General features: G+C 68.9%; 27 protein-coding genes. 11 read left to right on the forward strand and 16 right to left on the reverse strand.

Annotated elements, in window-relative coordinates:
* Positions 1-2 precede the first annotated feature (2 nt).
* Positions 3-446: a type II 3-dehydroquinate dehydratase gene (gene aroQ, locus ACE3SG_RS05650; protein ID WP_374563029.1), complete on the reverse strand. Its 444-nt coding sequence runs from the start codon at positions 444-446 to the stop codon at positions 3-5.
* A gap of 179 nt (positions 447-625) precedes the next feature.
* Between aroQ and ACE3SG_RS05655 the strand changes: the two genes are divergently transcribed.
* The 3 genes from ACE3SG_RS05655 to ACE3SG_RS05665 are packed head-to-tail and all read left to right on the forward strand — an operon-like array spanning position 626 to position 4,019.
* Positions 626-1,966 carry a glutamine synthetase family protein gene (locus tag ACE3SG_RS05655; RefSeq protein WP_374563030.1) on the forward strand — a complete coding sequence of 447 codons (1,341 nt, stop codon included), beginning with the start codon at positions 626-628 and terminating at the stop codon, positions 1,964-1,966.
* Positions 1,966-3,336 (forward strand): aspartate aminotransferase family protein, encoded by a 1,371-nt coding sequence (locus ACE3SG_RS05660; RefSeq protein WP_374563031.1) that lies wholly within the window; start codon positions 1,966-1,968, stop codon positions 3,334-3,336. The genes ACE3SG_RS05655 and ACE3SG_RS05660 overlap by 1 nt, the downstream gene beginning before the upstream one ends.
* Positions 3,337-3,347: 11 nt before the next feature.
* Complete coding sequence (locus tag ACE3SG_RS05665) at positions 3,348-4,019, forward strand: GntR family transcriptional regulator (protein WP_374563032.1); 672 nt, start codon at positions 3,348-3,350, stop codon at positions 4,017-4,019.
* 208 nt (positions 4,020-4,227) lie between these two features.
* Here the strand turns inward: ACE3SG_RS05665 and folE2 are convergent, their stop codons facing one another.
* The 4 genes from folE2 to xseB form a co-directional block, all read right to left on the reverse strand.
* A complete protein-coding gene (gene folE2, locus ACE3SG_RS05670) occupies positions 4,228-5,031 on the reverse strand; it encodes a GTP cyclohydrolase FolE2 (RefSeq protein ID WP_374563033.1) in 804 nt (267 codons plus the stop codon).
* Positions 5,032-5,126: 95 nt separating this feature from the next.
* Positions 5,127-7,016 (reverse strand): 1-deoxy-D-xylulose-5-phosphate synthase, encoded by a 1,890-nt coding sequence (gene dxs / locus ACE3SG_RS05675; RefSeq protein ID WP_374563034.1) that lies wholly within the window; start codon positions 7,014-7,016, stop codon positions 5,127-5,129.
* 196 nt (positions 7,017-7,212) lie between these two features.
* Positions 7,213-8,100 (reverse strand): polyprenyl synthetase family protein, encoded by an 888-nt coding sequence (locus ACE3SG_RS05680; protein WP_374563035.1) that lies wholly within the window; start codon positions 8,098-8,100, stop codon positions 7,213-7,215.
* Positions 8,097-8,342, reverse strand: coding sequence for an exodeoxyribonuclease VII small subunit (gene xseB, locus ACE3SG_RS05685; protein WP_374563036.1), 246 nt, complete (start codon positions 8,340-8,342; stop codon positions 8,097-8,099). Before xseB ends, ACE3SG_RS05680 begins: the two co-directional genes overlap by 4 nt.
* A gap of 247 nt (positions 8,343-8,589) precedes the next feature.
* On the opposite strand from xseB, the gene ACE3SG_RS05690 reads away from it, so the two are divergent.
* Positions 8,590-9,711 (forward strand): SRPBCC family protein, encoded by a 1,122-nt coding sequence (locus ACE3SG_RS05690; protein WP_374563037.1) that lies wholly within the window; start codon positions 8,590-8,592, stop codon positions 9,709-9,711.
* A gap of 33 nt (positions 9,712-9,744) precedes the next feature.
* On the opposite strand, the gene ACE3SG_RS05695 is transcribed toward ACE3SG_RS05690, so the two are convergent.
* The gene (locus ACE3SG_RS05695; protein ID WP_374563038.1) at positions 9,745-10,263 is read right to left on the reverse strand and encodes a cupin domain-containing protein; all 519 of its coding nucleotides are present in this window, start codon (positions 10,261-10,263) and stop codon (positions 9,745-9,747) included.
* Between the two features lie 243 nt (positions 10,264-10,506).
* On the opposite strand from ACE3SG_RS05695, the gene ACE3SG_RS05700 reads away from it, so the two are divergent.
* The 4 genes from ACE3SG_RS05700 to ACE3SG_RS05715 all read left to right on the forward strand — a co-directional run bounded on the left by ACE3SG_RS05700 (position 10,507) and on the right by ACE3SG_RS05715 (position 12,970).
* Entirely contained in the window at positions 10,507-10,770 is a 264-nt protein-coding gene (locus ACE3SG_RS05700; RefSeq protein WP_374563039.1) for a hypothetical protein, read from the forward strand.
* 167 nt (positions 10,771-10,937) lie between these two features.
* Positions 10,938-11,207, forward strand: coding sequence for a hypothetical protein (locus ACE3SG_RS05705; RefSeq protein ID WP_374563040.1), 270 nt, complete (start codon positions 10,938-10,940; stop codon positions 11,205-11,207).
* 132 nt (positions 11,208-11,339) lie between these two features.
* Positions 11,340-12,197 carry a DUF692 domain-containing protein gene (locus ACE3SG_RS05710; RefSeq protein ID WP_374563330.1) on the forward strand — a complete coding sequence of 286 codons (858 nt, stop codon included), beginning with the start codon at positions 11,340-11,342 and terminating at the stop codon, positions 12,195-12,197.
* Complete coding sequence (locus ACE3SG_RS05715; RefSeq protein WP_374563041.1) at positions 12,194-12,970, forward strand: putative DNA-binding domain-containing protein; 777 nt, start codon at positions 12,194-12,196, stop codon at positions 12,968-12,970. Before ACE3SG_RS05710 ends, ACE3SG_RS05715 begins: the two co-directional genes overlap by 4 nt.
* Here the strand turns inward: ACE3SG_RS05715 and ACE3SG_RS05720 are convergent.
* The 3 genes from ACE3SG_RS05720 to ACE3SG_RS05730 form a co-directional block, all read right to left on the reverse strand.
* Positions 12,967-13,986, reverse strand: a complete 1,020-nt coding sequence (locus ACE3SG_RS05720) for a hypothetical protein (RefSeq protein WP_374563042.1) — start codon at positions 13,984-13,986, stop codon at positions 12,967-12,969. The genes ACE3SG_RS05715 and ACE3SG_RS05720 overlap by 4 nt on opposite strands.
* A 103-nt stretch (positions 13,987-14,089) precedes the next feature.
* Positions 14,090-15,328 carry an MFS transporter gene (locus ACE3SG_RS05725; RefSeq protein ID WP_374563043.1) on the reverse strand — a complete coding sequence of 413 codons (1,239 nt, stop codon included), beginning with the start codon at positions 15,326-15,328 and terminating at the stop codon, positions 14,090-14,092.
* Positions 15,321-15,821 (reverse strand): MarR family winged helix-turn-helix transcriptional regulator, encoded by a 501-nt coding sequence (locus ACE3SG_RS05730; RefSeq protein ID WP_374563044.1) that lies wholly within the window; start codon positions 15,819-15,821, stop codon positions 15,321-15,323. Before ACE3SG_RS05730 ends, ACE3SG_RS05725 begins: the two co-directional genes overlap by 8 nt.
* Positions 15,822-15,870: 49 nt before the next feature.
* Between ACE3SG_RS05730 and ACE3SG_RS05735 the strand changes: the two genes are divergently transcribed.
* The 3 genes from ACE3SG_RS05735 to ACE3SG_RS05745 all read left to right on the forward strand — a co-directional run bounded on the left by ACE3SG_RS05735 (position 15,871) and on the right by ACE3SG_RS05745 (position 18,370).
* Positions 15,871-16,434, forward strand: a complete 564-nt coding sequence (locus ACE3SG_RS05735; protein ID WP_374563046.1) for a PaaI family thioesterase — start codon at positions 15,871-15,873, stop codon at positions 16,432-16,434.
* A gap of 80 nt (positions 16,435-16,514) precedes the next feature.
* Positions 16,515-16,982 carry a DUF3717 domain-containing protein gene (locus ACE3SG_RS05740; protein WP_374563048.1) on the forward strand — a complete coding sequence of 156 codons (468 nt, stop codon included), beginning with the start codon at positions 16,515-16,517 and terminating at the stop codon, positions 16,980-16,982.
* A complete protein-coding gene (locus ACE3SG_RS05745; RefSeq protein ID WP_374563050.1) occupies positions 16,979-18,370 on the forward strand; it encodes an MATE family efflux transporter in 1,392 nt (463 codons plus the stop codon). Before ACE3SG_RS05740 ends, ACE3SG_RS05745 begins: the two co-directional genes overlap by 4 nt.
* A gap of 36 nt (positions 18,371-18,406) precedes the next feature.
* Here ACE3SG_RS05745 and ACE3SG_RS05750 read toward each other — a convergent pair whose 3' ends face one another.
* The 7 genes from ACE3SG_RS05750 to ACE3SG_RS05780 form a co-directional block, all read right to left on the reverse strand.
* Positions 18,407-19,969 carry an ATP-binding protein gene (locus ACE3SG_RS05750; RefSeq protein WP_374563052.1) on the reverse strand — a complete coding sequence of 521 codons (1,563 nt, stop codon included), beginning with the start codon at positions 19,967-19,969 and terminating at the stop codon, positions 18,407-18,409.
* An 87-nt stretch (positions 19,970-20,056) separates the two neighbouring features.
* Positions 20,057-20,779 carry a response regulator gene (locus ACE3SG_RS05755; RefSeq protein WP_374563332.1) on the reverse strand — a complete coding sequence of 241 codons (723 nt, stop codon included), beginning with the start codon at positions 20,777-20,779 and terminating at the stop codon, positions 20,057-20,059.
* A gap of 94 nt (positions 20,780-20,873) precedes the next feature.
* Entirely contained in the window at positions 20,874-21,440 is a 567-nt protein-coding gene (locus tag ACE3SG_RS05760; protein WP_374563054.1) for a Spy/CpxP family protein refolding chaperone, read from the reverse strand.
* Between the two features lie 123 nt (positions 21,441-21,563).
* Positions 21,564-22,067: a tetratricopeptide repeat protein gene (locus tag ACE3SG_RS05765; protein ID WP_374563056.1), complete on the reverse strand. Its 504-nt coding sequence runs from the start codon at positions 22,065-22,067 to the stop codon at positions 21,564-21,566.
* 114 nt (positions 22,068-22,181) lie between these two features.
* The gene (locus ACE3SG_RS05770; RefSeq protein ID WP_374563058.1) at positions 22,182-22,574 is read right to left on the reverse strand and encodes a hypothetical protein; all 393 of its coding nucleotides are present in this window, start codon (positions 22,572-22,574) and stop codon (positions 22,182-22,184) included.
* Between the two features lie 457 nt (positions 22,575-23,031).
* Positions 23,032-23,346, reverse strand: a complete 315-nt coding sequence (locus ACE3SG_RS05775; RefSeq protein WP_374563059.1) for a hypothetical protein — start codon at positions 23,344-23,346, stop codon at positions 23,032-23,034.
* Positions 23,347-23,517: 171 nt separating this feature from the next.
* Complete coding sequence (locus ACE3SG_RS05780; RefSeq protein ID WP_374563061.1) at positions 23,518-24,525, reverse strand: LysR substrate-binding domain-containing protein; 1,008 nt, start codon at positions 24,523-24,525, stop codon at positions 23,518-23,520.
* Positions 24,526-24,581 lie beyond the last annotated feature (56 nt).

The raw sequence follows: 24,581 nt of genomic DNA on the forward strand, positions 1-24,581 counted from the left end.
GGTCAGGGCTTGGCCGCCAGCCTGGCCGCGAGGTAGCGCAGCGCGGCGCCGTAGCCCATCACGCCCAGCCCCGCGATGACGCCCTCGGCAACGGCCGAGATGAACGAGTGGTGGCGGAACTCTTCGCGCTTGTGCACGTTGCTGATGTGCACCTCGACCACCGGCAGCGCCACGCCGGCCAGCGCATCGCGCAACGACACGCTGGTGTGGGTCAACCCGCCCGGGTTGATGACGATCGCCTGCGTGCCATCCAGCCGCGCCGCGTGGATGCGGTCGATCAGCGCGCCCTCGTGGTTACTCTGGAAGCACGCCGCCTTCAGGCCGAGCGCAGCCGCCTCGTCGACGAAACGGCGCTCCACATCGGCCAGCGTGTCGGCGCCGTAGATGTGCGGCTCGCGCGTGCCCAGCAGGTTCAGGTTCGGCCCGTTCAGCAAGAGGATGCTCATGGGGCGTGATGCTAATGCGTGAGGCGGTTGCAGTGGTGGCCGTGACGCTTCGGCACATCATCCGGTGGCTTGCCGACCATGCCATCAACGTGATCACACTGTCACCACCGATTCCTAATCACCCACGAAAACACGATGGTTTGTGATCACATCCATCAAGACTGGCTAAGATCGGGGGCATGAACCACGCCAGCCTCGAAGAATTCCTTGCGCGCCACCGCATCCATGAGGTGGAGTGCGTGATCCCCGACATGACCGGCATCGCCCGCGGCAAGATCCTGCCGCGCGACCTGTTCCTGGCCGCGGGTGAGATGCGCATCCCGAAGAGCGTGCTGCTGAACACCGTCAACGGCCAGCAGCCCGACAACGGCCCCTTCGTCGGCGACACCGACCCCGACATGGTCTGCCGGCCCGACCCGGCCACGGTGCGCGTGGTGCCCTGGGCGGCCGAGCCGGTGGCGGTGGTGATCCACGATTGCCACGAGTGGGACGGCCGCGCGGTCGAGCTGTCGCCACGCGCCGTGTTGCGGCGGGTGCTGGCGCTGTACGAGCAGCAGGGGCTGAAGCCGGTCGTCGCGCCCGAGATGGAGTTCTACCTCGTCGCCCGCCAGCAGAACCCGCACGAGCCGCTGCAGCCGCCGCTGGGCCGCACCGGCAAGCCCGAGGTGGGCAGGCAGAGCTACTCGATCGACGCGGTCAACGACTTCGACCCGTTCTTCCTCGAGCTGTCGCAGTTCTGCGAGGTGCACCAGTTGGGCGTCGAAACGCTGATCCACGAGGCCGGCCCGGGCCAGATGGAGATCAACTTCAGCCACGGCGAACCGATGGACCTGGCCGACCGCGTGTTCCTGTTCAAGCGCACGGTGCGCGAAACGGCGCTGCGCCACGGTGTCTTCGCCACCTTCATGGCCAAGCCGATGGAGCAGGAGCCGGGCAGCGCGATGCACATCCACCAAAGCCTGCTGAGCGCCGAGACCGACCGCAATGTCTTCAGCCATGAAGACGGTTCGGCCAGCGCGCTGTTCATGCACTACCTGGCCGGGCTGCAGACCTACATCCCACAGCTGATGCCGATGTTCGCGCCCTATGTGAATTCGTATCGCCGGCTGGCGCCGTTCATGTCGGCACCGATCAACGTGCGCTGGGGCCACGACAACCGCACCTGCGGGTTGCGGGTGCCCAAATCAGGCCCCGAATCGCGCCGCATCGAGAACCGCGTGCCGGGTGTCGACGTGAACCCCTACCTCGCGATGGCCGCCACGCTGGCCTGCGGCTGGCTGGGCATGCGCGACAAACTGCAGCCCAGCGAGCCCACGGTCAACAGCGCATGGAACGTGAGCCACGAGCTGCCGCGCCACCTGGAAGACGCGATCGAGGCGATGCGCGCCTGCGACGCCGTGAAAGAGGTGCTCGGCGCACACTTCGTCGATGCCTTCTGCGCGGTGAAGGAGCTCGAATACGCCACCTACAACCGGGTGATCAGCTCGTGGGAACGCGAGCACCTGCTGCTGCTGGTCTGATGACGACGACACCTACCCGCACCGGCGTGGCCGATGCCCGCGTGCGCCACCTGGCGCAGGCCGAGCGCGCCCGCTACGAGGCCGCCAACCCGCGCTCGCGCGCGCAGGCCGAACGCGCGGCCGAGCACCTGATGTTCGGCGTACCGCTGCACTGGATGAACGACTGGGCGACGCCGTTCCCGCTGCAGGTAACGCAGGCCCAGGGCGCGCGGCTGGTCGATGCGGACGGCCACGAGCGCATCGACTTCTGCCTCGGCGACACCGGCGCGATGTTCGGCCACTCGCCGCCGGCGGTCAGCGCCGCATTGCAGCGCCAGGCCGGGCGCGGCCTGACGACGATGCTGGCCAACGAAGACGCGGCGGTCGTCTCGGCCTTGCTGGCCGAACGCTTCGGCTTGCCGAAGTGGCAGTTCGCAATGACCGCCACCGACGCCAACCGCTTCGTGCTGCGCTGGCTGCGCGCGGCCACCGGGCGCCAGGTGCTGCTGGTCTTCAACGGCTGCTACCACGGCACCGTCGACGACGTGTTCGTCGACCTGGTCGACGGCCGCCCGCAGCAGCGCGGCAGCCTGCTCGGCCAGGTGCACGACCTGACCCACACCACCCGTGTCGTCGAGTTCAACGACCTGGCCGCGCTGGAGGCGGCGCTGGCCCCGGGCGACGTGGCCTGCGTGTTGGCCGAGCCGGTGATGACCAACATCGGCATGGTGCTGCCCGAGCCTGGGTTCTGGGAGCGGGCGATCGAACTCATTCACCGCCACGGTAGCCTGCTGGTGATGGACGAAACGCACACCATCAGCAGCGGCCCGGGCGGCTATGCGCGCGCCCACGGCCTGGTGCCCGATGCGGTGGTGGTCGGCAAGCCGCTGGGCGGCGGCATGCCGTGCGCAGCCTATGGCTTCAGCGCCGAGCTGGCGGCGCGGGCCGAGGCCGCCAAGCGCGCCGCACCGCCGGGCCATTCAGGCATCGGCACGACCCTGACCGCCAATCTGCTGGCCATGGCGGCGATGCGCGCGACGCTGACCGAGCTGATGACGCCGGCCGTGTTCGCCACGCTGCATGCGCGCTGCACGCGCTTGGCCGAAGGCTTGCGCGCGGCGATCGCCCGCCATCGCCTGCCCTGGTGCGTGACGCAGGTGGGTGCGCGCTGCGAGTTCCAGTTCTGCGCCACGCCGCCACGCAACGGCAGCGAAGCCGGCGCGGCGATGGACGATGCGCTGGAGCAGGCGCTGCACCTGTTTCTGCTGAACCGCGGCGTGATGATCACGCCCTTCCACAACATGATGCTGGTCTGCCCCGACACCACCGATGCCGACATCGACCGGCTGCTGGCCGCGTTCGACGACGCATTGGCCACGTTGACCGCGTGACGACGCCCGCGATGCCCACCGCCGACACCGACACGCCGCTGACGACCCAGCAAGACAGCATCTACGCCACGCTGCGCCAGTGGATCACCGTCGGCCGCTTCCTGCCCGGCGAGCGGCTGAAGATCCGCACGGTGGCGGCCGAGATGGGGGTGGGCCAGATGCCCGTTCGCGCCGCGCTGCAGCGGCTGGCGGCCGAGGGCGCGCTGGTCAACGTGCCGCACGCCGGCGTGACCGTGCCGAGGCTGTCACTGCCCGAGTTCGACGACCTGCTGCAGATGCGCATGCTGCTCGAAGGCGAGGCTGCCGAGCGCGGCGCCGCGCGGCTTGACGCTGCCGGCACCAAGAACCTGACGGCCCTGTGCCGGCGCATGGAGCGCGCGCTGGCCAAGGCCAACCCCAGCGACTACCTGGCCGCCAACGAAGACTTCCACGTCATGCTCTACAAGGCGGCGGGCTCACCGCTGCTGTTCGAGCTGATCGACACGCTGTGGCTCAAGGCCGGCCCGATCTCGAACCAACTCTTCGACACGCCCGACGCGGCTGCGGTGCTGAACGACGCCCACGAGGACCTGGTGAAGGCCCTGGCCCGCCACGACAGCGCGGGGGTGCGCCGCGCGGTCGAGAAAGACATCTTCGTGGCGGGGCAGTTCTTGCGGCGGCGTCTCAAGTCGAACGGCCGCTGAGGTGGTTGCGGTGGAGCGAGATCAGGGCGGCGGGCGGCTCTGTTCCGGCACGCTTTTGCGGACGTGTGCGATTCAGACCCCGGTGGTGGCCGAGTGGGGCGGGTGACTGCCGCAGCGAAATATTAGGAGGAGGGGCCGGGCTGTGCCCGGCCACGGGGGACATTCGCGGAGGCGGTCACCCGCCACGCTCGGCGCGCGCCAGCCGAGATCAACCCCGCTCGATGCGCGCCCAAGCCGAGTGGTTGTGAATCGACTCGAAGTTCTCGACATCCACCACGTAGCGGCCGATGCGCGAATCTGCGTTCAAGGCCAGCGCCACATCACGCACCAGGTCCTCGACGAACTTGGGGTTCTCGTAGGCGCGCTCGGTGACCCACTTTTCGTCGGCCCGCTTGAGCATCGGCCAGATCTCGCTCGACGCAGCCTCTTCGGCAAAGCGCACCAGCTCATGCCACTCGATCGGCGCCGTGTCGGGCGATGCCACTTCAACGCGGATCGTGACCAGCGAGCGCTGGTTGTGGGCGCCGTAGTCCGAGATCTCCTTCGAGCAGGGGCACAGACTTTTCACCGGCACGCCCACCTCGGCCCAGACCGAGGTCTTGCCGTTGCGCTTTTCGGCGACGAGCGCGCCGGCATAGTCCAGCAGGCTCTGCAGACCAGACACCGGTGCACGCTTGCGGATGAAGAACGAGAACTTGGCCTCGATGCGGCCCTCGGTGGCGTGGAGCTTGTCGAGCATCAGCGCCAGCTCACGCGACAACTCGGCCGCGTCCAGCGCCTTGTCCTGGCCGTCGAGCCAGGCGACAAAGCGCGACATGTGGGTGCCCTTCTTGTCGGCGGGCAGCGCGACGTCGAGGTTCCACAACGCGGCAGTACTTTGCTCGGCACCGGCCACCTTCAGCGTCAGCGGGTAGCGCACGTCTTTCACGCCGACACGCTGGATCGCCAGGTGGCGCTCGTCGCGTTCGCTCTGGGTGTCGGGGATGTGCAGCGCTTCGGTCGGGTGATTCATGGGGAAACAGCGGGGAATCAGCCGCGTAGCTTCGCAGCTTTCGACAGCGCGTGCTGTCGCCAGGGTGAATGCCGATCCGTGCTAGGTCCAGCCAACTAGGCGGCCGCCGGTGTCACCAGCGACAGCGGCGCGCCGAAACGCTTGATCACGGCCTGCTCGATGCCGGCAGCGTCCAGCCCGCACAGGGCCATCAGCTTGGCCGGGTCACCGTGCTCGATGAACTCGTCGGGCAGGCCCAGGCGCAGCACCGGGGTGGTCAGGCCGGCAGCGGCCAGCGTCTCCAGCACGGCGCTGCCGGCGCCGCCGGGCAGGCAGCCTTCTTCGATCGTCACGATCGCTTCGTGCGTGCGGGCCAGTTGCAGCACCAGCTCGGTGTCCAGCGGCTTGGCGAAGCGCATGTTCGCGACCGTCGCGTCCAGCTTGCCGGCGGCCGCGAGAGTAGGGTACAGGATGGTGCCGAAGGCCAGCATCGCGATGCGGCGGCCTTCACGGCGGATCTCGCCCTTGCCCCAGGGCAGCGTCGTCAAGCTCGGCTGCACCGCCACGCCGGCGCCGCTGCCGCGCGGGTAACGCACGGCGACCGGGCCTTCGTGCTTGAACGCCGTCGTCAACGCCTGGCGGCATTCGTTCTCGTCGGCCGGCGTCAGCATCGCCATGTTCGGCACGCAGCGCACATAGGCGATGTCGTAGGCCCCGCAGTGGGTGGCGCCGTCGGCACCGACGATGCCGGCGCGGTCGAGCGCGAACATCACCGGCAGGTTCTGGATCGCGACGTCGTGGATCAGCTGGTCGTAGCCACGCTGCAGGAAGGTCGAGTAGATCGCGACCACCGGCTTCAGCCCCTCGCAGGCCAGGCCGGCACCGAAGGTGACCGCGTGCTGCTCGGCGATGCCCACGTCGTGGTAACGCTTCGGGAAACGCTTCTCGAACTCGACCATGCCCGAGCCTTCGCGCATCGCCGGCGTGATGCCGACCAAGCGCTCGTCGGCCTCGGCCATGTCGCACAGCCACTGGCCAAAGACCTGGGTGAACGTGGCTTTCGGCGCGGTGGTGGGCTTTTGCAGGCCGACCGCCGGGTCGAACTTGCCCGGGCCGTGGTAGTTGACGGGATCGGACTCGGCCAGCTTGTAGCCGTAGCCTTTCTTCGTCACCACGTGCAGGAACTGCGGGCCCTTGGCGTCGCGCAGGTTCTCGAGCGTGGGCACCAGCGAATCGAGGTCGTGGCCGTCGATCGGGCCGACGTAGTTGAAGCCGAACTCCTCGAAGATCGTGCCCGGCACGACCATGCCCTTGCTGTGCTCTTCGAAGCGCTTAGCGAATTCGTACAGCGGGGTGTTCTTCAGCACGCTCTTGGCGCCCTCGCGTGCGGCGGCGTAGAACTTGCCGCTCATCAGGCGGGCCAGGTAGCGGTTCAGCGCCCCCACCGGCGGGCTGATCGACATGTCGTTGTCGTTCAGGATCACCAGCATGTCCGGCAGGCCATGGCCGCCGGCATAACCGCCGTGGTTCAGCGCCTCGAAGGCCATGCCGCCGGTCAAGGCGCCGTCGCCGATGATCGCCACCGCCTTGCGGTTCTCGCCCTTGAGCTTGGCGGCGTGCGCCATGCCGAGCGCGGCCGAGATCGAGGTCGACGAGTGGCCGACGCCGAAGGTGTCGTATTCGCTCTCGCAGCGGCGCGGAAACCCGCTGATGCCGCCCAGTTGCTTCAGTGTCGCCATCGCCTCGCGGCGGCCGGTCAGGATCTTGTGCGGGTAGGACTGGTGGCCCACGTCCCACACCAGCCGGTCGTATGGCGTGTTGAACACGTGGTGCAGTGCCACCGTGAGCTCGACCGTGCCCAGGTTCGACGACAGGTGGCCGCCGGTGCGGCTGACGCTGTCGAGCAGGAAATCGCGCAACTCGCCGGCCAGCGTCTTCAGCTGGGCGCGGCTGAGCTTGCGCATGTCCTGCGGCGTATGGATGGTCTGCAACAAGGCTTGGGTCATGGCTTGCTCGCGATCCGGCGTTGGCACGGTCGGGTCAGAGGCTGAGAGTTTTTCGGCCGTGCCCGAAAGGCGCGTCAAAACGCCCACGATCTAGACGCAAGGCACAGCCATAGCTCGGGCTACGGCGAGCATTTGCAACGACGAGTGGGGGCGTTTTGGCGTGCAAGGCGGGCATGGGCGAAAGACTCTCGGCCTCTCAGTGATGGCGGTCGACCACTTTGTCGGCCAGCCAGGCCAGGCGGTGGGTGCGGGCCAGGCCGCTGCGCTGCAGCGCAGCGTGCGCCTGCTCGCGCAACTCGTCGGCATGGCGGCGCGCGGCGGCCATGCCCAGCACGGTGACGTAGGTCGGCTTGTTGTTTTCCAGGTCCTTGCCGGCGGTCTTGCCGAGCGTCTCGGATTCCTGCGTCACGTCGAGGATGTCGTCGACAACCTGGAAGGCCAGGCCGATCGCGGCGCCGTAGTCTGCCAGCGCCTGCCAGGCCGTGGAGGTGACGGCGCCGCAGGCGGCGCCCATCAGCACGCTGGCTCGCAGCAGCGCGCCGGTCTTGCGGCGGTGCATGTCGCGCAGCGCCGCTTCGTCCAGCCGCTGGCCGACGCTGGCGAGGTCGATGGCCTGACCGCCGGCCATGCCTTCGTGGCCCGCGGCCCGGGCCAGCAGGCCGACAAGCTTGGCCTGCAGTGCCGGGGCCACCCCTTGTTCGGGCGTCAAGACCTCGAACGCCAGCGCCTGCATCGCGTCGCCGGCCAGCATGGCCTGGGCTTCGCCGTATTTCACGTGCACGGTCGGCTTGCCGCGGCGCAGCGCGTCGTCGTCCATGCAAGGCATGTCGTCGTGCACCAGCGAGTAGGCATGGATCAGCTCCACCGCGACCGCGGCGCGCATCGCGGCGGCCGACTGGCCGTCGACGGCCTCGCAGGCGGCCAGCACCAGCAGCGGACGCAGGCGCTTGCCGCCGTCCAGCACCGCGTAGCGCATCGCGTCGCCCAGGCCCGCCGGTGGGTCGGCCGGCACCAGGCTGTCCAGCGCGGTTTCGACGGCCGCCAGCTCCGAGCGCACCCAGTCATCAAAGTCTTCTGGTTTCATGTGTTCGTCCAGGGCTTTTGCAGCCCTTCCTCCAGGACCTTCACTTGGGTTTCGACGCTGGCCAGGCGATCGCGGCAGAAATCGAGCAGCACCGCGCCACGGCGATAGCCCTCGAGCAGCTTGTCCAACGGCAGCTGACCGCCCTCCATGGCCTGGACCAGGGTGTCCAGTTCCGTCAGCGCGGCTTCGTAGCTGACGGGCGCGTCAGCGGCCGGTGCTGCGGAGGGGGCGGCGCGAGGCATCGTGGGATTGTTACGAGCAAATGGCGATTGTAGTCAGCGCGTGTCACGTAAACCCGTATCCGGCCCGTCAGACAAGGCAAAAGCCGCAGCAAATTGCCCTTGGCGTGGCCCGGACCCGACAGCCCCGGCTAGAATGTGTGCCCCCGCTGCCCAACCTCACAGGTGAGAAGCGGGGTTTCATTTTTCAGACCCACCCGCGGGGCCACCGGGTGGGGGGCAGACATGCTTTTTGGAGATCCTGGGGATCATGTCGGACCTGAGCATCACGCTGGAAGCTCTGGAGCGCGCGCGCTCGCAACTCTCCGTATCCACCTATTTCAACGAGGATCTGCTCCGTAGGGAGCAGGAACTCATCTTTCAGCACGGACCGCGCTACCTGGCGCATGAACTGTCCGTGCCTGAACTGGGCGACTACTACGCGCTCCCGCAAGAAGGCGAGGGGCGCGCGCTGGTGCGCACCCGCCAGGGCGTCGAACTGGTGTCCAACGTCTGCCGCCACCGCCAGGCGGTGATGCTGCGTGGGCGCGGCAACACGCGCTCGAACATCGTCTGCCCGCTGCACCGCTGGACCTACGACCTGCACGGCCAGCTGGTCGGCGCACCGCACTTCGACCACGACCCCTGCCTGCACCTGAACAACTACAAGGTGCGGACCTGGAACGGCCTCGTCTTCGAAGACAACGGCCGCGACATCGCCGCCGACCTGGGCCAGCTGGGGCCCCGGGCCGATCTCGACTTCACGGGCTTCGTGCTCGACCACGTCGAGCTGCACGAGTGCAACTACAACTGGAAGACCTTCATCGAGGTCTACCTCGAGGACTACCACGTCGGCCCCTTCCACCCGGGGCTGGGCCAGTTCGTCACCTGTGACGACCTGCGCTGGGAGTTCGGCAAGCACCATTCGGTGCAGACGGTGGGGGTGCGCAGCGCACTGGAGCGCGCCGGCTCGCCGGTCTACCAGCGCTGGCACGACCAGGTGCTGCGCTCGGGCAACGGCCGGCCGCCCAAGCACGGCGCGATCTGGCTGACCTACTACCCGAACATCATGATCGAGTGGTACCCGAACGTGCTGACCGTCTCGACGCTGTACCCGTTGGGGGCCCAGAAGACGCTGAACATCGTCGAGTTCTACTACCCCGAGGAAATCGCCGCGTTCGAGCGCGAATTTGTCGAGGCCCAGCGCGCCGCCTACATGGAGACCTGCATCGAGGACGACGAGATCGGCGAGCGCATGGACGCCGGCCGCAAGGCCTTGTTCGAGCGCGGCGACGACGAGTCAGGCCCGTACCAGAGCCCGATGGAAGACGGCATGCAGCACTTCCACGAGTGGTACCGCCGGGTCATGGGCCTGGGCCGGCCGTCCTGGTAAGCCCCTCACGGGCCGTTCGGGGCGTGGCGCCGGTCAGGCGCTGGCGCCGCCGGCGTGGTGGGCTTCCCCTTGCCACAGGCGGTTGACCCTGCGCCAGGCGCGCACCAGCAGGTTCGGCCGGTGCAGCGTGTAGGCCTTCTTGGCGCGTGTGGGCACGTGCCAGATCGCCTTGGTGCCGGCATGGAAGGTGGCGGTGCCGCCAGGCGCGATGCTGAACCGGCGCCCCATGTATTCCACGTCGACCCGGCCCTCGAGCAGGTGGACCGTCTCGTCGCTGCCGAAATGCCACTCGAAGGTGGTCGGGCCTTCGCAGGCCCACAGGCCGCTGACCGAACTGCCGTCTGGTGAGCGCGCCAGCTCGGTGCCCGAGAACACCGGGTCTCCCGCCAGGATCCAGCGCGGATCGACATCGAACTCGCCCAGCGGTTTCTGGACCGCCCGGGTCGACGGCTGCGGGCTGCCCATCAGATAGCGGACCGATTCGTAGGCGCCCAACACCGCCACGGTCATGGCCGCGCCACCTGCGCCGGCCACCAGGGTTCGTCTTTTCATGGCCGGCGATTTTGCGGGCCGGCCGCTGTTTCAGGGGCGTGCGGCCCGCAAGCAATCGGCCGGTCTGTGCAAAGTGCACTGCGTCCAATTTCAATTCATTTGCGTATGGGCTGTAAGAACTCGGCCACCCCCGCGACGAACCGCGGCAAGGTCGATCTGGAAGCCGCTTGCGCGCTGCCGGACCGGCCGGGCTCTTCGGGGTCCCACCCGATTCATCTACCCGTCAAATCAATGGAGCTCGACATGAATCTCACCACCACCAAGTCCGGCCTGGCCATCGCCGCTGCTGCTGCCGCCCTGTTCACGCTCGGCGCCGCCCCGATGGCCCAGGCGGCCACCGACGCCAGCGTCAAGTGTTCCGGCGTCAACAGCTGCAAGGGCACCTCGGAGTGCAAGACCGCCAAGAGCGAATGCAAGGGCCACAACAGCTGCAAGGGCCAGGGCTGGGTCAACAAGAAGTCCGCCGAAGAGTGCACCAAGGAAGGCGGCACGGTCGTCAAGGGCTGAGTCTCGTCACCTGCCGTGCGTGCGAAGCGTTCGGTTGCAGCTCGCAATCTTCGAACGCACCACCCACGGCCGTCGCCCAGTACAAACCAACTGGCGTGCGGCGTGCGCCCATTCCGGGCCCGCGCCGTACCCAACGCCTCAGTTCAATTGACCACCAGGAGAAACCCATGAACATGATCAACAAGACCACCAAGTCGGGCCTCGCCGTTGCTGCGGCTGCTGCAGCCCTGTTCGCCCTGGGCGCTGCCCCGATGGCGCAAGCGGCCGAAGACGGCAGCGTCAAGTGCTCGGGCGTCAACAGCTGCAAAGGCACCTCGGAATGCAAGACCGCCAAGAGCGAATGCAAGGGCCAGAACAGCTGCAAGGGCCAGGGCTGGGTCAACAAGAAGTCTGCTGACGAGTGCACCAAGGCGGGTGGGACCATCGTCAAGGGTTGACCCCAAACAGTTGACCCCCACGCCCCCTTCCGGGGGCTGCCCCCCGAGGGGGCTCGCGCAGCGGACCGGCAGAGCCGGATCCGCGCACGCCACTTGAATGCGGCGGCTCCTGCGGAGCGCCGCGTGCAAACAATGAGCCAACTCATCGGCTTCGGCCTCGGACTGCGGACCGATCACTACGCGGACTTTCGCGCCACGCCGGCGCCGAAGCTCGGGGTCGATTGGCTCGAGGTCATCAGCGAAAACTACATGGTGCCGGGCGGCAAGCCGTTGGCGCACCTCGATGCGATCCGCCGCGATGTGCCGATGGTGATGCATGGCGTGTCGCTGTCGATCGGCGGGGCCGATGCGCTGGACCGGGGTTATCTGCGTGACCTGCGGGCGCTGGCCGATCGCATCGAGCCGGCCTGGGTGTCCGATCACCTGTGCTGGACCGGCGTCGACCGGCACAACCTGCACGACCTGCTGCCGCTGCCCTACACCGAGGCGGCGCTGCGCCATGTGGTCGATCGCGTGCTGCAGGTGCAAGACGCGCTCGGCCGCCGCTTGCTGCTGGAGAACGTCTCCAGCTACGTCACCTGGTCGGCCGACGAGATGAGCGAGTGGCAGTTCATCGCCGAGCTGGCCCGGCTCGCCGACTGCGAGCTGCTGCTGGACGTCAACAACGTCTACGTCAGCGCCACCAACCACGGCTTCGATGCCAAGGTCTTCATCGACGCGATGCCCGCCGAGCGCGTGCGCCAGATTCACCTCGCCGGCCACGAGACGGGCGACGACGGCTTCCTGATCGACACCCACGACCACCCGGTGTGCGAGGCCGTCTGGGATCTGTACCGCCACACCATCGCGCGCCTCGGCCCGGTGCCGACGATGATCGAGCGCGACGACCACATCCCGCCGCTGGCTGAACTGGTCGACGAATTGGCGCGCGCGCGGCGAGAGGCCGCGGCGGCCCTGGCCAACCGGGCGGTGCCGGAGTTGGCGGCATGAGCAATGCCGCACCCATCGATTTGCTGGACCAGCAGCGCGCCTTCGCGGCCCTGCTGCTGGCCGACGAACCACCGGCGACCACGCCGCTGCTGCGTGCCGTCAAGGGCCAGCCGCCACGCGTCGGCGTCTACCACCACGCCTACCGAGCCCGCCTGATCGAAGCGCTGCGCAGCAACCTGCCGGTCCTGCACCGGGTGCTCGGCGACGACGATTTCGCCGCGCTGGCCCTCGCCTACCTGGCTGAGCAGCCTTCGCGCCAGCCATCGATCCGCTGGTTCGGTGACGCCCTGCCCGCCTGGCTGGCCCCCCACCCCGAGGCCCTACCCCACCCGGCCTTGGCCGACCTGGCCGCGATGGAGTGGGCGCTCGGCTGCAGCTTCGATGCGGCCGACGCCACGCCGCTGGCCTTTGCCGACCTCGCCGCGTTGCCCCCCGAGCAATGGCCCGACGCAAGTTTTGCGGCGCATCCTTCGGTCCACCTGCTGGCGCTGCAATGGGCCGTCGAGCCGATCTGGCAGGCGCTGACGAATGACGAAGAGGCGACGACCGACGCGCCCGAGGCTTTGGAGCACCGCCTGCTGATCTGGCGCCAGGGTCTGGAAACCCGGTGGCGTTCGCTGCAGCCGGACGAGGCCACCGTGCTGTCAGCCTGCCTCGCCGGCGCAACCTTCTCCAGCTTGAGCGAACTCGCAGTCATCCACCACCAGGACAACGCGTCGGCCTGGATGGCCGGAGCGCTGCGACGCTGGGTCAACGACGGCCTGCTGGTCTAGCGGACGGGTGTCACCAACACCGCGACGGACGCGCCGTCGGAGCGGCGCCGCGCCGTGGCCGCAATCTGACCATACGGACTGACGTCGTTCGCCACAAGCAAGGTGTAGGCTTTTCGATCCTTGGCCCGGACCACTTCATTCAGGTCACGCCAACCGTAGCCGTTGCCCCAGTGGATCGCCGCGCGGGTTTCCGGCGCCGACGGCTTGAGCACCCAACCCACCATCGAGTCGTAGCCATGGTTGGACAACACGCAGCCTTGTGTGTCGGGCCCATACAGGGAATCCAGCAACGTGACTTCAATGGACATCTGGAAAAGCACCGGCCGCATGGCCGAACTGCCGGGGGCATCGTTGGAACAGCCGCCCACATAACCGCTCCCACGAGCGGACATGGCGATCGACGAGTCCCCTCCCGGCAAGACGCCGACGTCGACCAGCTCGCCACCGATCGAGTACAGCATCGCATGCATCGCCCCCTGTGTTGTCAGCGACGCACCGCCCACCAGCCCATCAAAAATCGACATGGCAATGGTGCGCTCACCACCCAAAGTCGGCAGGAAATGCAGGCTGTCGTCAAAGTAGAACGCCCGCCCCGCCGCGGTTTCGCCGATGACGGTTCGGCCATCTTGGTCGATCCCTCGGGCGATCCCCTTGACCAGCTTCTCGGTGGTGCCATTTCCTTGACGAATGGCCCAGTCCGCGTCGCCATACTTCGCGCTGCCTGCGTAGCTGACATAGTCCCCATTGCTTTCCATGGCCTGGTAGCTGACGGACCTGCCCTTCGGCCCCAGCTTCGTGCAGCCATCCGTGCTGCAAAGCAGGCTGATGGTCTGGCCCGTCGGCTTGTCGAGGTTGACCAGGATCCGACCGCTCCAATCGATCGCGGCCGCACGCGCCTCGCCATTGCCGGCAGGCATCTCCAAGACCTTGTAAGTCTGGCCAAAGGCACCGGCCGACGCGCCCACCATCCCCAGCAGCGCGACCGAGTGCGCGACCACTTTGACTCGAATGCTCATCGATTCCTCCCACATCGGATTGCTAACGCCGCCCTACTGGACAGCTAACGCTAATGTAGCAAGGACATCATGCAACAACCGTCGATTCGACGGTAAGCACCTGTCAAGTTGGAGCCAACACCGCCACCCGCCGCAGCGGCGCCTCGCGAATCGGCAGGTGGATCAGTGCGGCGCCCACCGCCAGCACGATGTCGATGATCCAGACCAGGTCGTAGTTGCCGCTGCGCTCGAACACGCGGCCACCCAGCCACGCGCCGAGGAAGCCGCCGACCTGGTGGCTCAGCATCACCAGGCCGAACAAGGTGGCCATGTTGCCGAGGCCGAAAAACTTGGCGACCAGGCCGGCTGTCGGCGGCACGGTGGACAAGAAGGTCAGGCCCATGAAGCCCGCGAACACCAGCACCACCACGCCGGACTTCGGCGCCAGCATGAAGGCCAGCACGCCCAGTGCGCGGGCCGCGTAGACCAGCGACAACAAGGTTTTCATGCGCCAGCGGCCCACCGCCCAACCCATCGTCAGGCTGCCGACGATGTTGAACAGGCCCAGCACCGCCAGCGCCCACGCGCTGTACTGCAGCGGCAACCCGCAGGCTGCGACCACGCCTGGCAAGTGGGTGGCCAGGAACGCCACGTGAAAGCCGCAGACGAAGAAGCCGGCCGCGAGCAGCAGGTAGCTGGGCGTGCGCAACGCCGTGCCGATCGCCTCGCGGGTCGACACCGGCTTGGTCGCCGCCGTGGCTGCATGCGCCGAGTTGCCGCGCAGCACCCACGCGGCCGGTAGCGCCAGCAGCACCAGCAGGCCCATCACCTGCATCGCGCTGGCCCAGCCCAGCCCCAGCGTCAGCGCGCCGGCCAGCGGCGCCATCACGAACTGACCGAACGACCCGCCCGCATTGACGATGCCGGTGGCCAGGCCGCGGCGGGCCGCGGGGATCAGGCGCGACGCGGCCGACATCAGCACCGCCGGCCCGGCCATGCCGGCGCCGCCGGCGGCCAGCACGCCGATCGCGAAGACCAGGCCGGGCGTGCTGCTCATCAGCGGCGTCAGCACCGTGCCGAGCGCCACCAGCGCCATGCCGGTCAGCAGCACGCGGCCCGCGCCCAGCTTGTCGGCCAGCGCACCGGCGAACGGTTGGGTCAGGCCCCACCACAGCTGGCCAAAAGCGAACGCGAGGCTGATGTTGGCCAGGCCGAGCCCGGTGCTGCTGTTGAGCGAGCCGAGGAACAAGCCCATCGTCTGGCGCACGCCCATCGTCAGCGCGAAGGTGCCGGCGGCCGCCAGCAGGATCCAGCCCCAGTGCAGGCTGGGCAGGCCGGGTGGCGCGGTGGAAGAGTCAGTCATCCTGTGCTCCGTCTTCGGGCTCATGGGCTGGCAGCAAGGCCAGGGATTCGTCGATCAGCGCATGCAGCGCGGTGACGCGCTCGGCGCCCAGTTGCACCGCCAGCGCCGCCTGCGCCTCGCGCCAGGGCACCCGGGCCTCGAGCAGCTTGGCGCGGCCGGTGTCGGTCAGGCTGACCAGGCGGCTGCGGGCGTCCACGCCGGCATTGACCGTGAGCCAGCCGGCCTGCGCCAGCGGCTTCAGGTTGCGCGTCAGCGTCGACGCGTCGAGCCCCATCGCCTCGGCCAGGTCGGCCGGGCGCACCGGCCCGAGGTGGCCGACCCGCGCCAGCAGAGAGAACTGCGTCGTCTTCAGGCCAACCTGGCGCAAGCGTGCGTCGTAGTGCGCCGACATCCGGCGCATCAAGCGGCGCAGCTTGTCGTGCGTGCAATCTTTGGGGCGCGGCGCCGGGGGTGTCGCCGCGGTGGCAGCAGGGTTGGCAATCGGCTGTGTCATGATTTATATTGCATCTGCAACTATTGTAGCTACAACAAAAGGATCACGCATGACCCCGCAGCACACCTTGGATCTGTGGACCCAGCAGTACGACGAGCTGCAGGCCCGGATGAACGCCGGCCGCGGCGCCGGCCTGGCCGCGCCGGCCGATGTGGCCGGGCTGACCGGCCTGCAGACGCTGAACGCGATGCTCGCCGGTGAGCTGCCCTACCCGCACATCGCCGACACGATGGACTTCGGCCTGGTCGAGGTGGCGTTCGGCAAGGCCGTGTTCCAGGGCACGCCGGCGCTGAAGCACTACAACCCGCTCGGCTCGGTGCACGGCGGCTGGTACGCCACGCTGCTCGACTCGGCGCTGGGCTGCGCGGTGCACACCACCATGCAGGTCGGCATGGGCTACACCACCGCCGAGCTGAGCGTGAACATCGTGCGCGCCGCATCGGCCAAGAGCGGCCCGCTGCGGGCGATCGGCCAGGTGGTGCACAGCGGGCGCCAGATGGCCACGGCCGAAGCCCGCATCGTCGGGCCCGATGGCAAGCTCTACGCGCACGGCACCACGACCTGCCTGGTGTTTCCCTTGCCCGGCGTGGGGGCCTCGGCCGCAGCATGCTGAGCGAGCGCCGCGCCAGCCCTAGAATCGCGCTCCCCTGGCTGGCCGCCCACGGCCACCAGCGCCCCACGAACCCAGCGCGCATGGCCGGCATCCACATCCATGACATCGAGCTCGCCATCAACTGGTGGCGCGAGCGCTCGCCGTCGCCCGATGGCGTGACCGCCTGCGCCGAGGTGCGCGCGCTGGCCGAGGTGTACGCCTACATGGTGTACTACCGCGAGAACGAGGCCGACGAGCACAGCATGCCGCCGAAGGCCCGCGACGCCTGGCTGGCCTGGTATGCCAGCACGCCCGACGCCCCCTGCATCGCGATCTGCTCCACCGCCCAGGGCGACGCCATCTGCAAGGGCTGCGGCCGCACCGAAGACGAGGTGCAGGACTGGCCGGTGCTGAGCCCGGGCGAAAAGCGCATGGTCTGGCGCCGCATCACGCTCGAGGCCAAGGCCTGGCGCTTCAACCGCTACGCCGAGCGGGCGCGCGCATCGACCGGATCCGACCACCCGGCTGCCGAGACGTTCCCGCCGCACCCTCCCGAAGGCGCGGCGTGAGCAGCGCCCCGGCCCGCACGATCAGCCAACGCGGCCAAGGCTTCTGGACCGACGTGCGGCGCATCACGCCGCTGGCCTGGCCGGTCGTCGTCGGCCAGATCGCGGTGCTGGCCTTCAGCACCATCGACACCGTGCTGGTGGGCCGCCACTCGCCGGCCGACCTGGCGGCGTTCGCGGTCGGGGCTGCGGCCTACGTCACCATCTTCGTCGGCTTCATGGGCATCGTGCTCGCGGTGTCGCCGATCGCCGGCCAGCTGTTCGGCGCGCAGCGGCTGGAAGCCGCCGGCGACGAAGCCCACCAGGCCGTCTGGCTGGCGCTGGTGTTGTCGGTGCTGGGCTGCCTACTGCTGCTGTTCCCGCAGCCCTTCTTGTGGGTCGCCAAGGCCAGCCCCGAGATTGCCGAGCGGGTGCGCGGCTACCTGCTGGCGCTGACCTTCGCGCTGCCGCCGGCGATGCTGTTCACCGTCTTTCGCGGTTTCAACACCGCCGTCTCGCGGCCCAAGGCGGTGATGGCCTTGCAGCTGGGTGGCCTGGTGCTCAAGTTACCGCTGTCGGCCGCGCTGGTGTTCGGCGTGCCGTCGCTGGGCGTGCCCGAGCTGGGGGTCACCGGGGCCGGCATCGCGACCGCGCTGGCGATGTGGGTGCAGGTGCTGCTAGCCGCGGTGCTGTTGCGGCGCGATCCGTTCTATGCCCCGTTCAAGCTCTGGGGCCGCGGCGTGCACGAGCCCAACCGCAAGGCCTTGTGGGGCCTGCTGCGGCTGGGTGTGCCGATGGGCCTGGCCATCCTCGTCGAGGTGACCGGCTTCAGCATGATGGCGCTGCTGATCTCGCGCATCGGCACGCTGCCGGTGGCCGGCCACCAGATCGCCGTCAACATCGTCTCGCTGATGTTCATGCTGCCGCTCGGGCTGGCCAATGCCACCGGCACGCTGGTGGCCCAGCGCATCGGCGCGGGCGACCTGGCCGATGCACGCCGGCTCGGCTGGCACGGCATTGCGCTCGGTGCGGCGCTGGCCACGGCGCTGGGGTTGTTGATCTACCTGACGAGCCAGCAGGTGATCGCGCTGTACACCACCGATGCCGCGGTGGCCGCCGCAGCGCTGCCGCTACTGGCCTGGCTGGTGGTGTTTCACCTGGCCGACGCGGTGCAGACCATTGCCGCCTTCGTGCTGCGGGCCTGGCGCATCGCCACGCTGCCGATGTTCATCTACGCCGGCACCTTGTGGGGCATGGGCCTGGCCGGGGGCTACACGCTGGCGTTCAACCTGCTGGGCAACACGCCGCCGGCGCTGCAGGGCGCGCCGGGTTTCTGGGCCGCGGCCACCTCGGGCCTGGTGGTGGCCGGCGTGGCGCTTGCGGCGCTGATGCAGCTGAAGCTCAGAGCCTGAGAGTTTTTCGGGCATGACCGAGAGACTGTCGGGCTCTCAGGTCGCCACCGGCAGCGTGATCACGAAACAGCTGCCGCCGCCTTCGCGCGCCTCGCAGCTCACGGTGCCCTGGTGGGCCGACGCGATCTGGCGCACCAGCGCCAGCCCCAGGCCCACGCCGCCTTCGCGCTCGGCATGGCCGGGCAGGCGGTAGAAGGGCTCGAAGATGCGCTCACGCTCGGCCTCGGGCACGCCGGCGCCCCGGTCGCAGACCCGCAGCGCCACATGGCCGCCGGCGGCATCGGCCAGCTCGACGCTGATCTCGCCGCCGCCATAACGGCGCGCGTTTTCCAGCAGGTTGCGCGCGGCCCGCCGCAGCAGGCGCTCGCTGCCGCGCACCCGCAGCGTCGAGCCCTGCGGCGAGGCCGTCAGCTCGGCGCCGAAGCGGGCAGCCTCTTCGGCCAGCAGGCCGGCCAGGTCCACCTGTTCGCCCAGGTCGTGCACCACGCCGGCATCGAGCCGGCTGGACAGCAGCACCTCTTCGACCAGCGAATCCAGCTCGCCGATGTTGGTGTTGATCTCGCGTTTCAGGCCGGCCAGCATCGCCGGCGGCGCGTCGTCGAGCATCGCCACCGCCATCTTCAGCCGCGCCAGTGGCGAGCGCAGCTCGTGGCTGGCATTGGCCAGCAGGCTCTGGTTCGACTTGACCAGCGCCTCGATGCGCGCGGCGGCGCGGTTGAAACTGGCGGCGACAGCGGCCACCTCGTCTTCGCCATCGGCGGCCACGCGGTGGTGCAGCGCGCCGGCGCCGAAGGTTTCGACACCCTGCTTCAAGGTCTCCAGGCGGCGGGTCAGGCGGCGCACCACCGGGTAGGCGCCACCGGCCACGGCCAGAAACAGCATCAACAACAGCGCCACCAGGCCCAGGCTGGCCAGCCAGTCGGCCGCCGGTGTCGGAACGGGCAGGCCGATCCGGAAACCGCCGCCGGTGCGCCCGGGCCCCAGGTCACCGGGGCCCCCCGGCCCGCCAGGCCCGCCCGGCCCACCACCGACCAGCACCACATCGGGTGGCGGCCCCGGCGGCGCGCCCGGGGGCAGGTCGATACGGTCTTCACCACCCACGCTGTGCACGACGACGCCCGATGCCGGCCCGCCAGGCCCGACCACGGTGCCCACGACCAGCGGCGGGCGCTCACCTTCGGGCCCCGGCTCGCCACGCTGCACGCGTGCCAGGTTCGGCCGCATCAGCCACAGCGTGCGGCCATCTTCGAGGTGGATCGAGAACGGCCGGCGCGGCCCGTTCGGGCCTTCGGCCTCGCGCCGCATGTACGACTCGGACGCGCCGATGCGCTGGCCTTGCGCGTCGTGCAGTGCCAGCGGCACACGCAGGCGGCGCGACCATTCGCGCAAGGCGTTGGTCTGCTCGTCGGTGCTGGCGCCGGGGCCGGGGATCGAGTTCTGGATCAGGTCGCCCCAGGCCGCCATCCGCTCGGTGATGATGGCCTCGGCGCGCTGGCGCTCTTGCTCGAGATGGCGTTGCACCAGCCAGCCCGACGCCAGCGCGAACAGCGCCAGCGCGGTCACCACCGTGAGCCAGATGCGCAGGTAGAGCGATTTCAAGGGCGCGGTCGGCGCCGCCGGCGCGCAGGGCTAGGGTCGTCCAGCGCCGTCCAGTTCAGGCGGCCGGGGTGCTGACACGGCACCGCCTCAATCATTGCCGGCGGATTCCTGGTCTTGCTTGCGGGCGAAGACATAGCCGGTGCCGCGCACCGTGAGCACCCGCTTCGGGTTCTTCGGGTCGTCTTCGATCACCGCGCGGATGCGCGAGACGTGCACGTCGATCGAGCGGTCGAAGGCTTCCATCGGGTGGCCCTTGAGCGCGTCCATGATCTGGTCGCGGCTGAGCACCCGGCCGGGGCTGTTGGCCAGCACGGTCAGCAGCTCGAACTGGTGGCCGGTGAGGTCGCAGCGCTTGCCGTCCAGCCGCGCCTCGCGCGCGCCGAGGTCGATCTCCAGCCGGCCGAAACGAAGCAGCTCGTCGCTCGCCGGCTCGGGCGCGGCACGGCGCAGCAACGCCTTGATGCGGGCCAACAGCTCGCGCGGCTCGAAGGGCTTGGGCAGGTAGTCGTCGGCGCCGATCTCCAGGCCGATGATGCGGTCCATCGGCTCGCCGCGGGCGGTGAGCATCAGCAACGGCAAGCGGCGGGTGCGGGCGTCGCCGCGCAGTTCGCGGGTCATCTCGAGGCCGTCGCCATCGGGCAGCATCAGGTCGAGCACCAGCGCGTCGTACAGGCCGCTGCGCAGGCGCTCGCGGCCAGAGGCCAGCGAGCCGGCGGTGTCGACATCGAAGCCATGCCCACGCAGGTACTCGCCCACCATCGAGGTCAGGCGGGAATCGTCATCGATCAGCAACAGCTTGGCGGGGCTCATGTCGGGGGCGGAGAAGGCGCCGGGGGCCCCTTCACGCGCGGCGCGCGGCGCGCGCACCGTCGTCAAAGCATACGTCATGACAGGGCCTTCGTGATCACTGCGCGGGCGCATCGGCGGGGGCGCCGGCACCCATGCGTTCGGCGTGGTGCTCGGCGCGGCGCTCGGCATGCTGCTTCATTTGCGCGGCCATCTGCTGGCGCTGCTCGGGCGTCAGCACCTGGGCCGCGTCGAGCATCGCCACGTTCATCCGCTTGGTGACCTGGTCGTGCCGGGCCAGCATCTGCTTGCGCAGCGCTTCGATCGCGGCGGGGTCGAGCGTCGGCTGGCCGAACAGTTCGACCATCCGGGCGTGGTCGGCACGCGCCGCCGCGCCAGGCGCCTTCAGGTCGGCCTGGGCCGATTGGGCGATCTTCTGCAGCTGCTCGCGCTGGGCGGGCGTGGCCTGCAGCTCGTCGAGCATGCGGTCCATCATCGGGCCGGCCAGCGGCAGGCCCATGCCGGGCATGCCGAAGCCCGGGCCGCGCTGCATGCCGGCCGGCGGCGGCGAGTCGGGGCGGCCATGGGCCGAGGCCAGGTTGACGATGCCGAACGCAGCGGCGGCCGACAGCGCCAACCCTGCGGCGATATAGCGCCAGGCGGTCGGCAGGGTGGTTTGCTTCATCACGGCTCCTTCCAGGTCTCTCGTGTCGATGAGAGGCATGGTCGGCGGGCCATGTCAGAAGCGTTTGCCGGCCCGGTAAAGAACGGTAAACCGGTCGGCCAACCGCCCGGCCTACCCTGGCGATCACGGCTTGGCCATCGACAGGCCCTGGTTGGTGCGGTAGGCCGCCACCGCCGTCTTCAGGTCGCTGTATTCCTCGCAGGGCAGAAGGCACAGCTTGTCGAGGATCTTCAGGTGCTCTTCGGCCTTCGCCAGGTTGCCCACCATCAGGTAGGCCTCGCCGACATATTCGTGTGCGCCGCGGTGGTTGGGGTCGATCTTCAAGGCCTTGGCGTAGTGCTCGAACGCCGGGTCCAGCTGGCCAGACTTGCGGTAGGCATAGGCCAGCCAGTTCTCGCCGTTCGCATCGTCGGGCGTGCGCGCCACGTAGCGCTGCAGCAGCGGGATCGCCTGCTCGAAGCGCTTGTCCTGGATGGCGCTGACGGCGTTGTTGTAGTCGGGGTCGGTGTTGGCGCTGCTGCGGCCACTGCCGCCGCCCCCTCCCCCGCCGCCACCGGCGGCGTGTGTCGTGGCAGACGCCATGGCCAGGATCAACATCATCGGCATCAGGCTGGGGCGCAATTTCATCGGGCTTCCTTCGCATCGCGGCGTGCGTGTCCAAAACGGTGGATAGGGCCACACGGCACCAGCCTCGCCGATGCCGCCAACCCGTCCGCCCTACACCGCGATCGCGACGGACGCTCAGTGAGTGCCGGTTTGCAGCGTCAGGGTTACGGCGTCGACATTGCCGTTGGCGTGGGCGTTGAACACCAGCTGCATCGCGCCATCGGCGCTGACGTAGCGATTCGGGCCCAGCGCGACCAGCCCGACCGGCGCCTGGTCATTCAAGGCCACCACTGGCCGGTGGCGCGGCCCTTCGACCATCAGGCGGCGGCCATCGGCCAAGCGATATTCACCGCGTATCGCCGCGAACTCGGCGCTGCCGATGCCCTGCGCATGGGCGGTGACCTGGATTTGCGGCCTCGACGTGGCCGAAGCCCCGGCGGACGCCGCAGCCAGGTCACCCGGTGCGGCGTGGGCGGCGCCCAGCGGCAACAGCGCCAGAGCGGTCAGCGCCAAAACAAGACGGGGCATGGGATCTCTCCTTGGCTTGAATCGAGCGCCCAGTCTGGCCACCACGCCGATTCGCGTCGCGCAGGCTGCGACAGACTGCCAAGCTGAAGGAACAGGCTGCACCGTGCCGCGCTGGCGCCCAGGCTTCGCCCCTCTTGCAACGGCAGCCCTGGTCGATATACTGTATGTCCATACAGCACTCAAGTGGCTCGCTATGCAACCCGCCTTCCGCAGCACCTACCGCCCCGCCCGCCCCGTGCAGGTTCCCCGCTGGTTGCGAAGCTTCTGGTATTGGCTTTGAGCCAACGACCCGGGCGCGGTGAGCGCCGGGCAACAGTCGGCCAGTTGGCCGTTGCGCTGGCCCTGGCCAACGCTAACCTTCGAGCTGCACACCTGCCCTGAAGGGCGTGCACCTCAAAGGCACGCAGCCCCAAGGGCCACCGTGACGAGCGAGCCTGCCTGAAAGCCTCTCAGGCTCTCAGGCCATCGGCGGCACCTTGGCGAGCGAATAGGTCCGCAGCCCCTCGTCGTCGACGCTCTGCAACTCGGCGTGCGGGCCGACCACGCGCACCTCGTCGCCGTAGATCCAGTCACCGTGGTGGTCCTGCACGCCCACATAGACCGAATGGCCACAGGCGATCAGGTTCGCGATGCTGGCCGCGCCCCAGTGCTGCTCGTCCATCAGCCCGAGCACCTTGTCGCCATCGGGCGCCAACTCCATCTGCCGCATCACCGCCTCGGTGAGCTGGCCGCCCGGTGCGGTACGGGCCTTGATGATCAGGTAGCTGCTCATGGCTGACGCTTCCTTGGTTCGAGCCTGACATTCGATCCGGCGCATGCCGCCACGACGAGGTGGTGGCCCGCCCAGTATGAACCGATCCTCGCCGGCGCTTGGGCTCGATGCGCGTGGTCTGATGTTCGATCATCTCCGAGGCCGCTTCCGCGCAAGTACCGCCCCGCAGCGTCAGGCATCACGCCGGGGCCCGCTCGCCGCGGCAGGCTCGCCGCCGTTGGCGATGGCGCCGGCGGTGGTCGACGCGCCGCGCGCCTTGAACAGCGGCGCATCGTGGGCAGACAAGAATGCCTCGCCCCGCTCCAGCATGAAATAGCGAAAGGCTTCTGCAGCCGGCGACAGCACCTTCGACGGCAGGTGCACCACGTTCCACGTGCGCAGCACCGGCGAGCCCTCTACATCGATCAGGCCGAGCACGCCGGCGCGCAGCTCCAGCCCCAGCGTGTGCAGCGAGAGGTAGGCCAGCCCCATGCCGGCCATCACGGCTTGCTTGATGGTCTCGTTGCTCGGCATCTGCATGGCCACGTGCGGGTGCACGCGGTGCTCGCGAAAGAAGGCTTCCATCCCGGCGCGTGTGCCCGAGCCCGGCTCACGCACGATGAACGGGTACGCCTGCAGCGCCGAGGCCGGCACGCCCTGCAAACCCAGCAACGGGTGCCCCGGTGGCGCCACGAACACCTGCGGGTGCGCCGCGAAGGGCTCGGCACGCGTGGCGAACTCTCTCGGCGGCCGGCCCATGATCGCGAGATCGCATTCGCCGGCCTGCAGCATCGCCACCAGCTCTTCGCGGTTCTGGCACACCGAGAGCTTCAGCTCGACCGCCGGGTGCTCCTCGCGAAAGCGCGCCAGCAGTTGCGGCACGAAGTACTTCGCGGTGCTGACCAGCCCCACCTGCAGCAGGCCGGCCTCGACGCGGCGAAACCGCGCCATCGCATCGTCGGCCTCTTTCAGCGTCGCGAGCAGCCGCTTGGCGTAGACCAGGAAGTACTCACCCGCGGTGGTGAGCGACACCTTGCGGCCTTCGCGGGCGAACAGCGGCAGCTCGATCTGCGCCTCCAGCTCTTTCACCTGCATCGTCACCGCCGGCGGCGTGAGGTGCAGCGCCTCGGCGGCGCGGGCGAAGTTGAGGTGGCGGGCCACCTCGGTGAACACGCGCAATTGGCGGAAAGTGACGTTCATTAAGGCTTCACTTAATCGTCAGCGAATAATTTCTTAATTCCATTTAATCATGAAGC

The organism is Ideonella sp. (genome assembly GCF_041914305.1).
Lineage (GTDB): Bacteria > Pseudomonadota > Gammaproteobacteria > Burkholderiales > Burkholderiaceae_C > Ideonella.

Bases quoted from the DNA above. Each gene is read 5' to 3' on its own strand.
- ACE3SG_RS05715 (WP_374563041.1), top strand. From the start codon at position 12,194: ATGAGCAATGCCGCACCCATCGATTTGCTGGACCAGCAGCGCGCCTTC.
- ACE3SG_RS05735 (WP_374563046.1), top strand. From the start codon at position 15,871: ATGACCCCGCAGCACACCTTGGATCTGTGGACCCAGCAGTACGACGAG.
- ACE3SG_RS05775 (WP_374563059.1), bottom strand. From the start codon at position 23,346: ATGAGCAGCTACCTGATCATCAAGGCCCGTACCGCACCGGGCGGCCAG.
- ACE3SG_RS05665 (WP_374563032.1), top strand. From the start codon at position 3,348: ATGCCCACCGCCGACACCGACACGCCGCTGACGACCCAGCAAGACAGC.
- ACE3SG_RS05780 (WP_374563061.1), bottom strand. From the start codon at position 24,525: ATGAACGTCACTTTCCGCCAATTGCGCGTGTTCACCGAGGTGGCCCGC.
- xseB (WP_374563036.1), bottom strand. From the start codon at position 8,342: ATGCCTCGCGCCGCCCCCTCCGCAGCACCGGCCGCTGACGCGCCCGTC.
- dxs (WP_374563034.1), bottom strand. From the start codon at position 7,016: ATGACCCAAGCCTTGTTGCAGACCATCCATACGCCGCAGGACATGCGC.
- ACE3SG_RS05765 (WP_374563056.1), bottom strand. From the start codon at position 22,067: ATGAAATTGCGCCCCAGCCTGATGCCGATGATGTTGATCCTGGCCATG.
- folE2 (WP_374563033.1), bottom strand. From the start codon at position 5,031: ATGAATCACCCGACCGAAGCGCTGCACATCCCCGACACCCAGAGCGAA.
- ACE3SG_RS05760 (WP_374563054.1), bottom strand. From the start codon at position 21,440: ATGAAGCAAACCACCCTGCCGACCGCCTGGCGCTATATCGCCGCAGGG.
- ACE3SG_RS05740 (WP_374563048.1), top strand. From the start codon at position 16,515: ATGGCCGGCATCCACATCCATGACATCGAGCTCGCCATCAACTGGTGG.
- ACE3SG_RS05705 (WP_374563040.1), top strand. From the start codon at position 10,938: ATGAACATGATCAACAAGACCACCAAGTCGGGCCTCGCCGTTGCTGCG.
- ACE3SG_RS05730 (WP_374563044.1), bottom strand. From the start codon at position 15,821: ATGACACAGCCGATTGCCAACCCTGCTGCCACCGCGGCGACACCCCCG.
- ACE3SG_RS05700 (WP_374563039.1), top strand. From the start codon at position 10,507: ATGAATCTCACCACCACCAAGTCCGGCCTGGCCATCGCCGCTGCTGCT.
- ACE3SG_RS05725 (WP_374563043.1), bottom strand. From the start codon at position 15,328: ATGACTGACTCTTCCACCGCGCCACCCGGCCTGCCCAGCCTGCACTGG.
- ACE3SG_RS05720 (WP_374563042.1), bottom strand. From the start codon at position 13,986: ATGAGCATTCGAGTCAAAGTGGTCGCGCACTCGGTCGCGCTGCTGGGG.
- ACE3SG_RS05755 (WP_374563332.1), bottom strand. From the start codon at position 20,779: ATGAGCCCCGCCAAGCTGTTGCTGATCGATGACGATTCCCGCCTGACC.
- ACE3SG_RS05710 (WP_374563330.1), top strand. From the start codon at position 11,340: ATGAGCCAACTCATCGGCTTCGGCCTCGGACTGCGGACCGATCACTAC.
- ACE3SG_RS05770 (WP_374563058.1), bottom strand. From the start codon at position 22,574: ATGCCCCGTCTTGTTTTGGCGCTGACCGCTCTGGCGCTGTTGCCGCTG.
- ACE3SG_RS05660 (WP_374563031.1), top strand. From the start codon at position 1,966: ATGACGACGACACCTACCCGCACCGGCGTGGCCGATGCCCGCGTGCGC.
- ACE3SG_RS05680 (WP_374563035.1), bottom strand. From the start codon at position 8,100: ATGAAACCAGAAGACTTTGATGACTGGGTGCGCTCGGAGCTGGCGGCC.
- ACE3SG_RS05695 (WP_374563038.1), bottom strand. From the start codon at position 10,263: ATGAAAAGACGAACCCTGGTGGCCGGCGCAGGTGGCGCGGCCATGACC.
- aroQ (WP_374563029.1), bottom strand. From the start codon at position 446: ATGAGCATCCTCTTGCTGAACGGGCCGAACCTGAACCTGCTGGGCACG.
- ACE3SG_RS05655 (WP_374563030.1), top strand. From the start codon at position 626: ATGAACCACGCCAGCCTCGAAGAATTCCTTGCGCGCCACCGCATCCAT.
- ACE3SG_RS05690 (WP_374563037.1), top strand. From the start codon at position 8,590: ATGTCGGACCTGAGCATCACGCTGGAAGCTCTGGAGCGCGCGCGCTCG.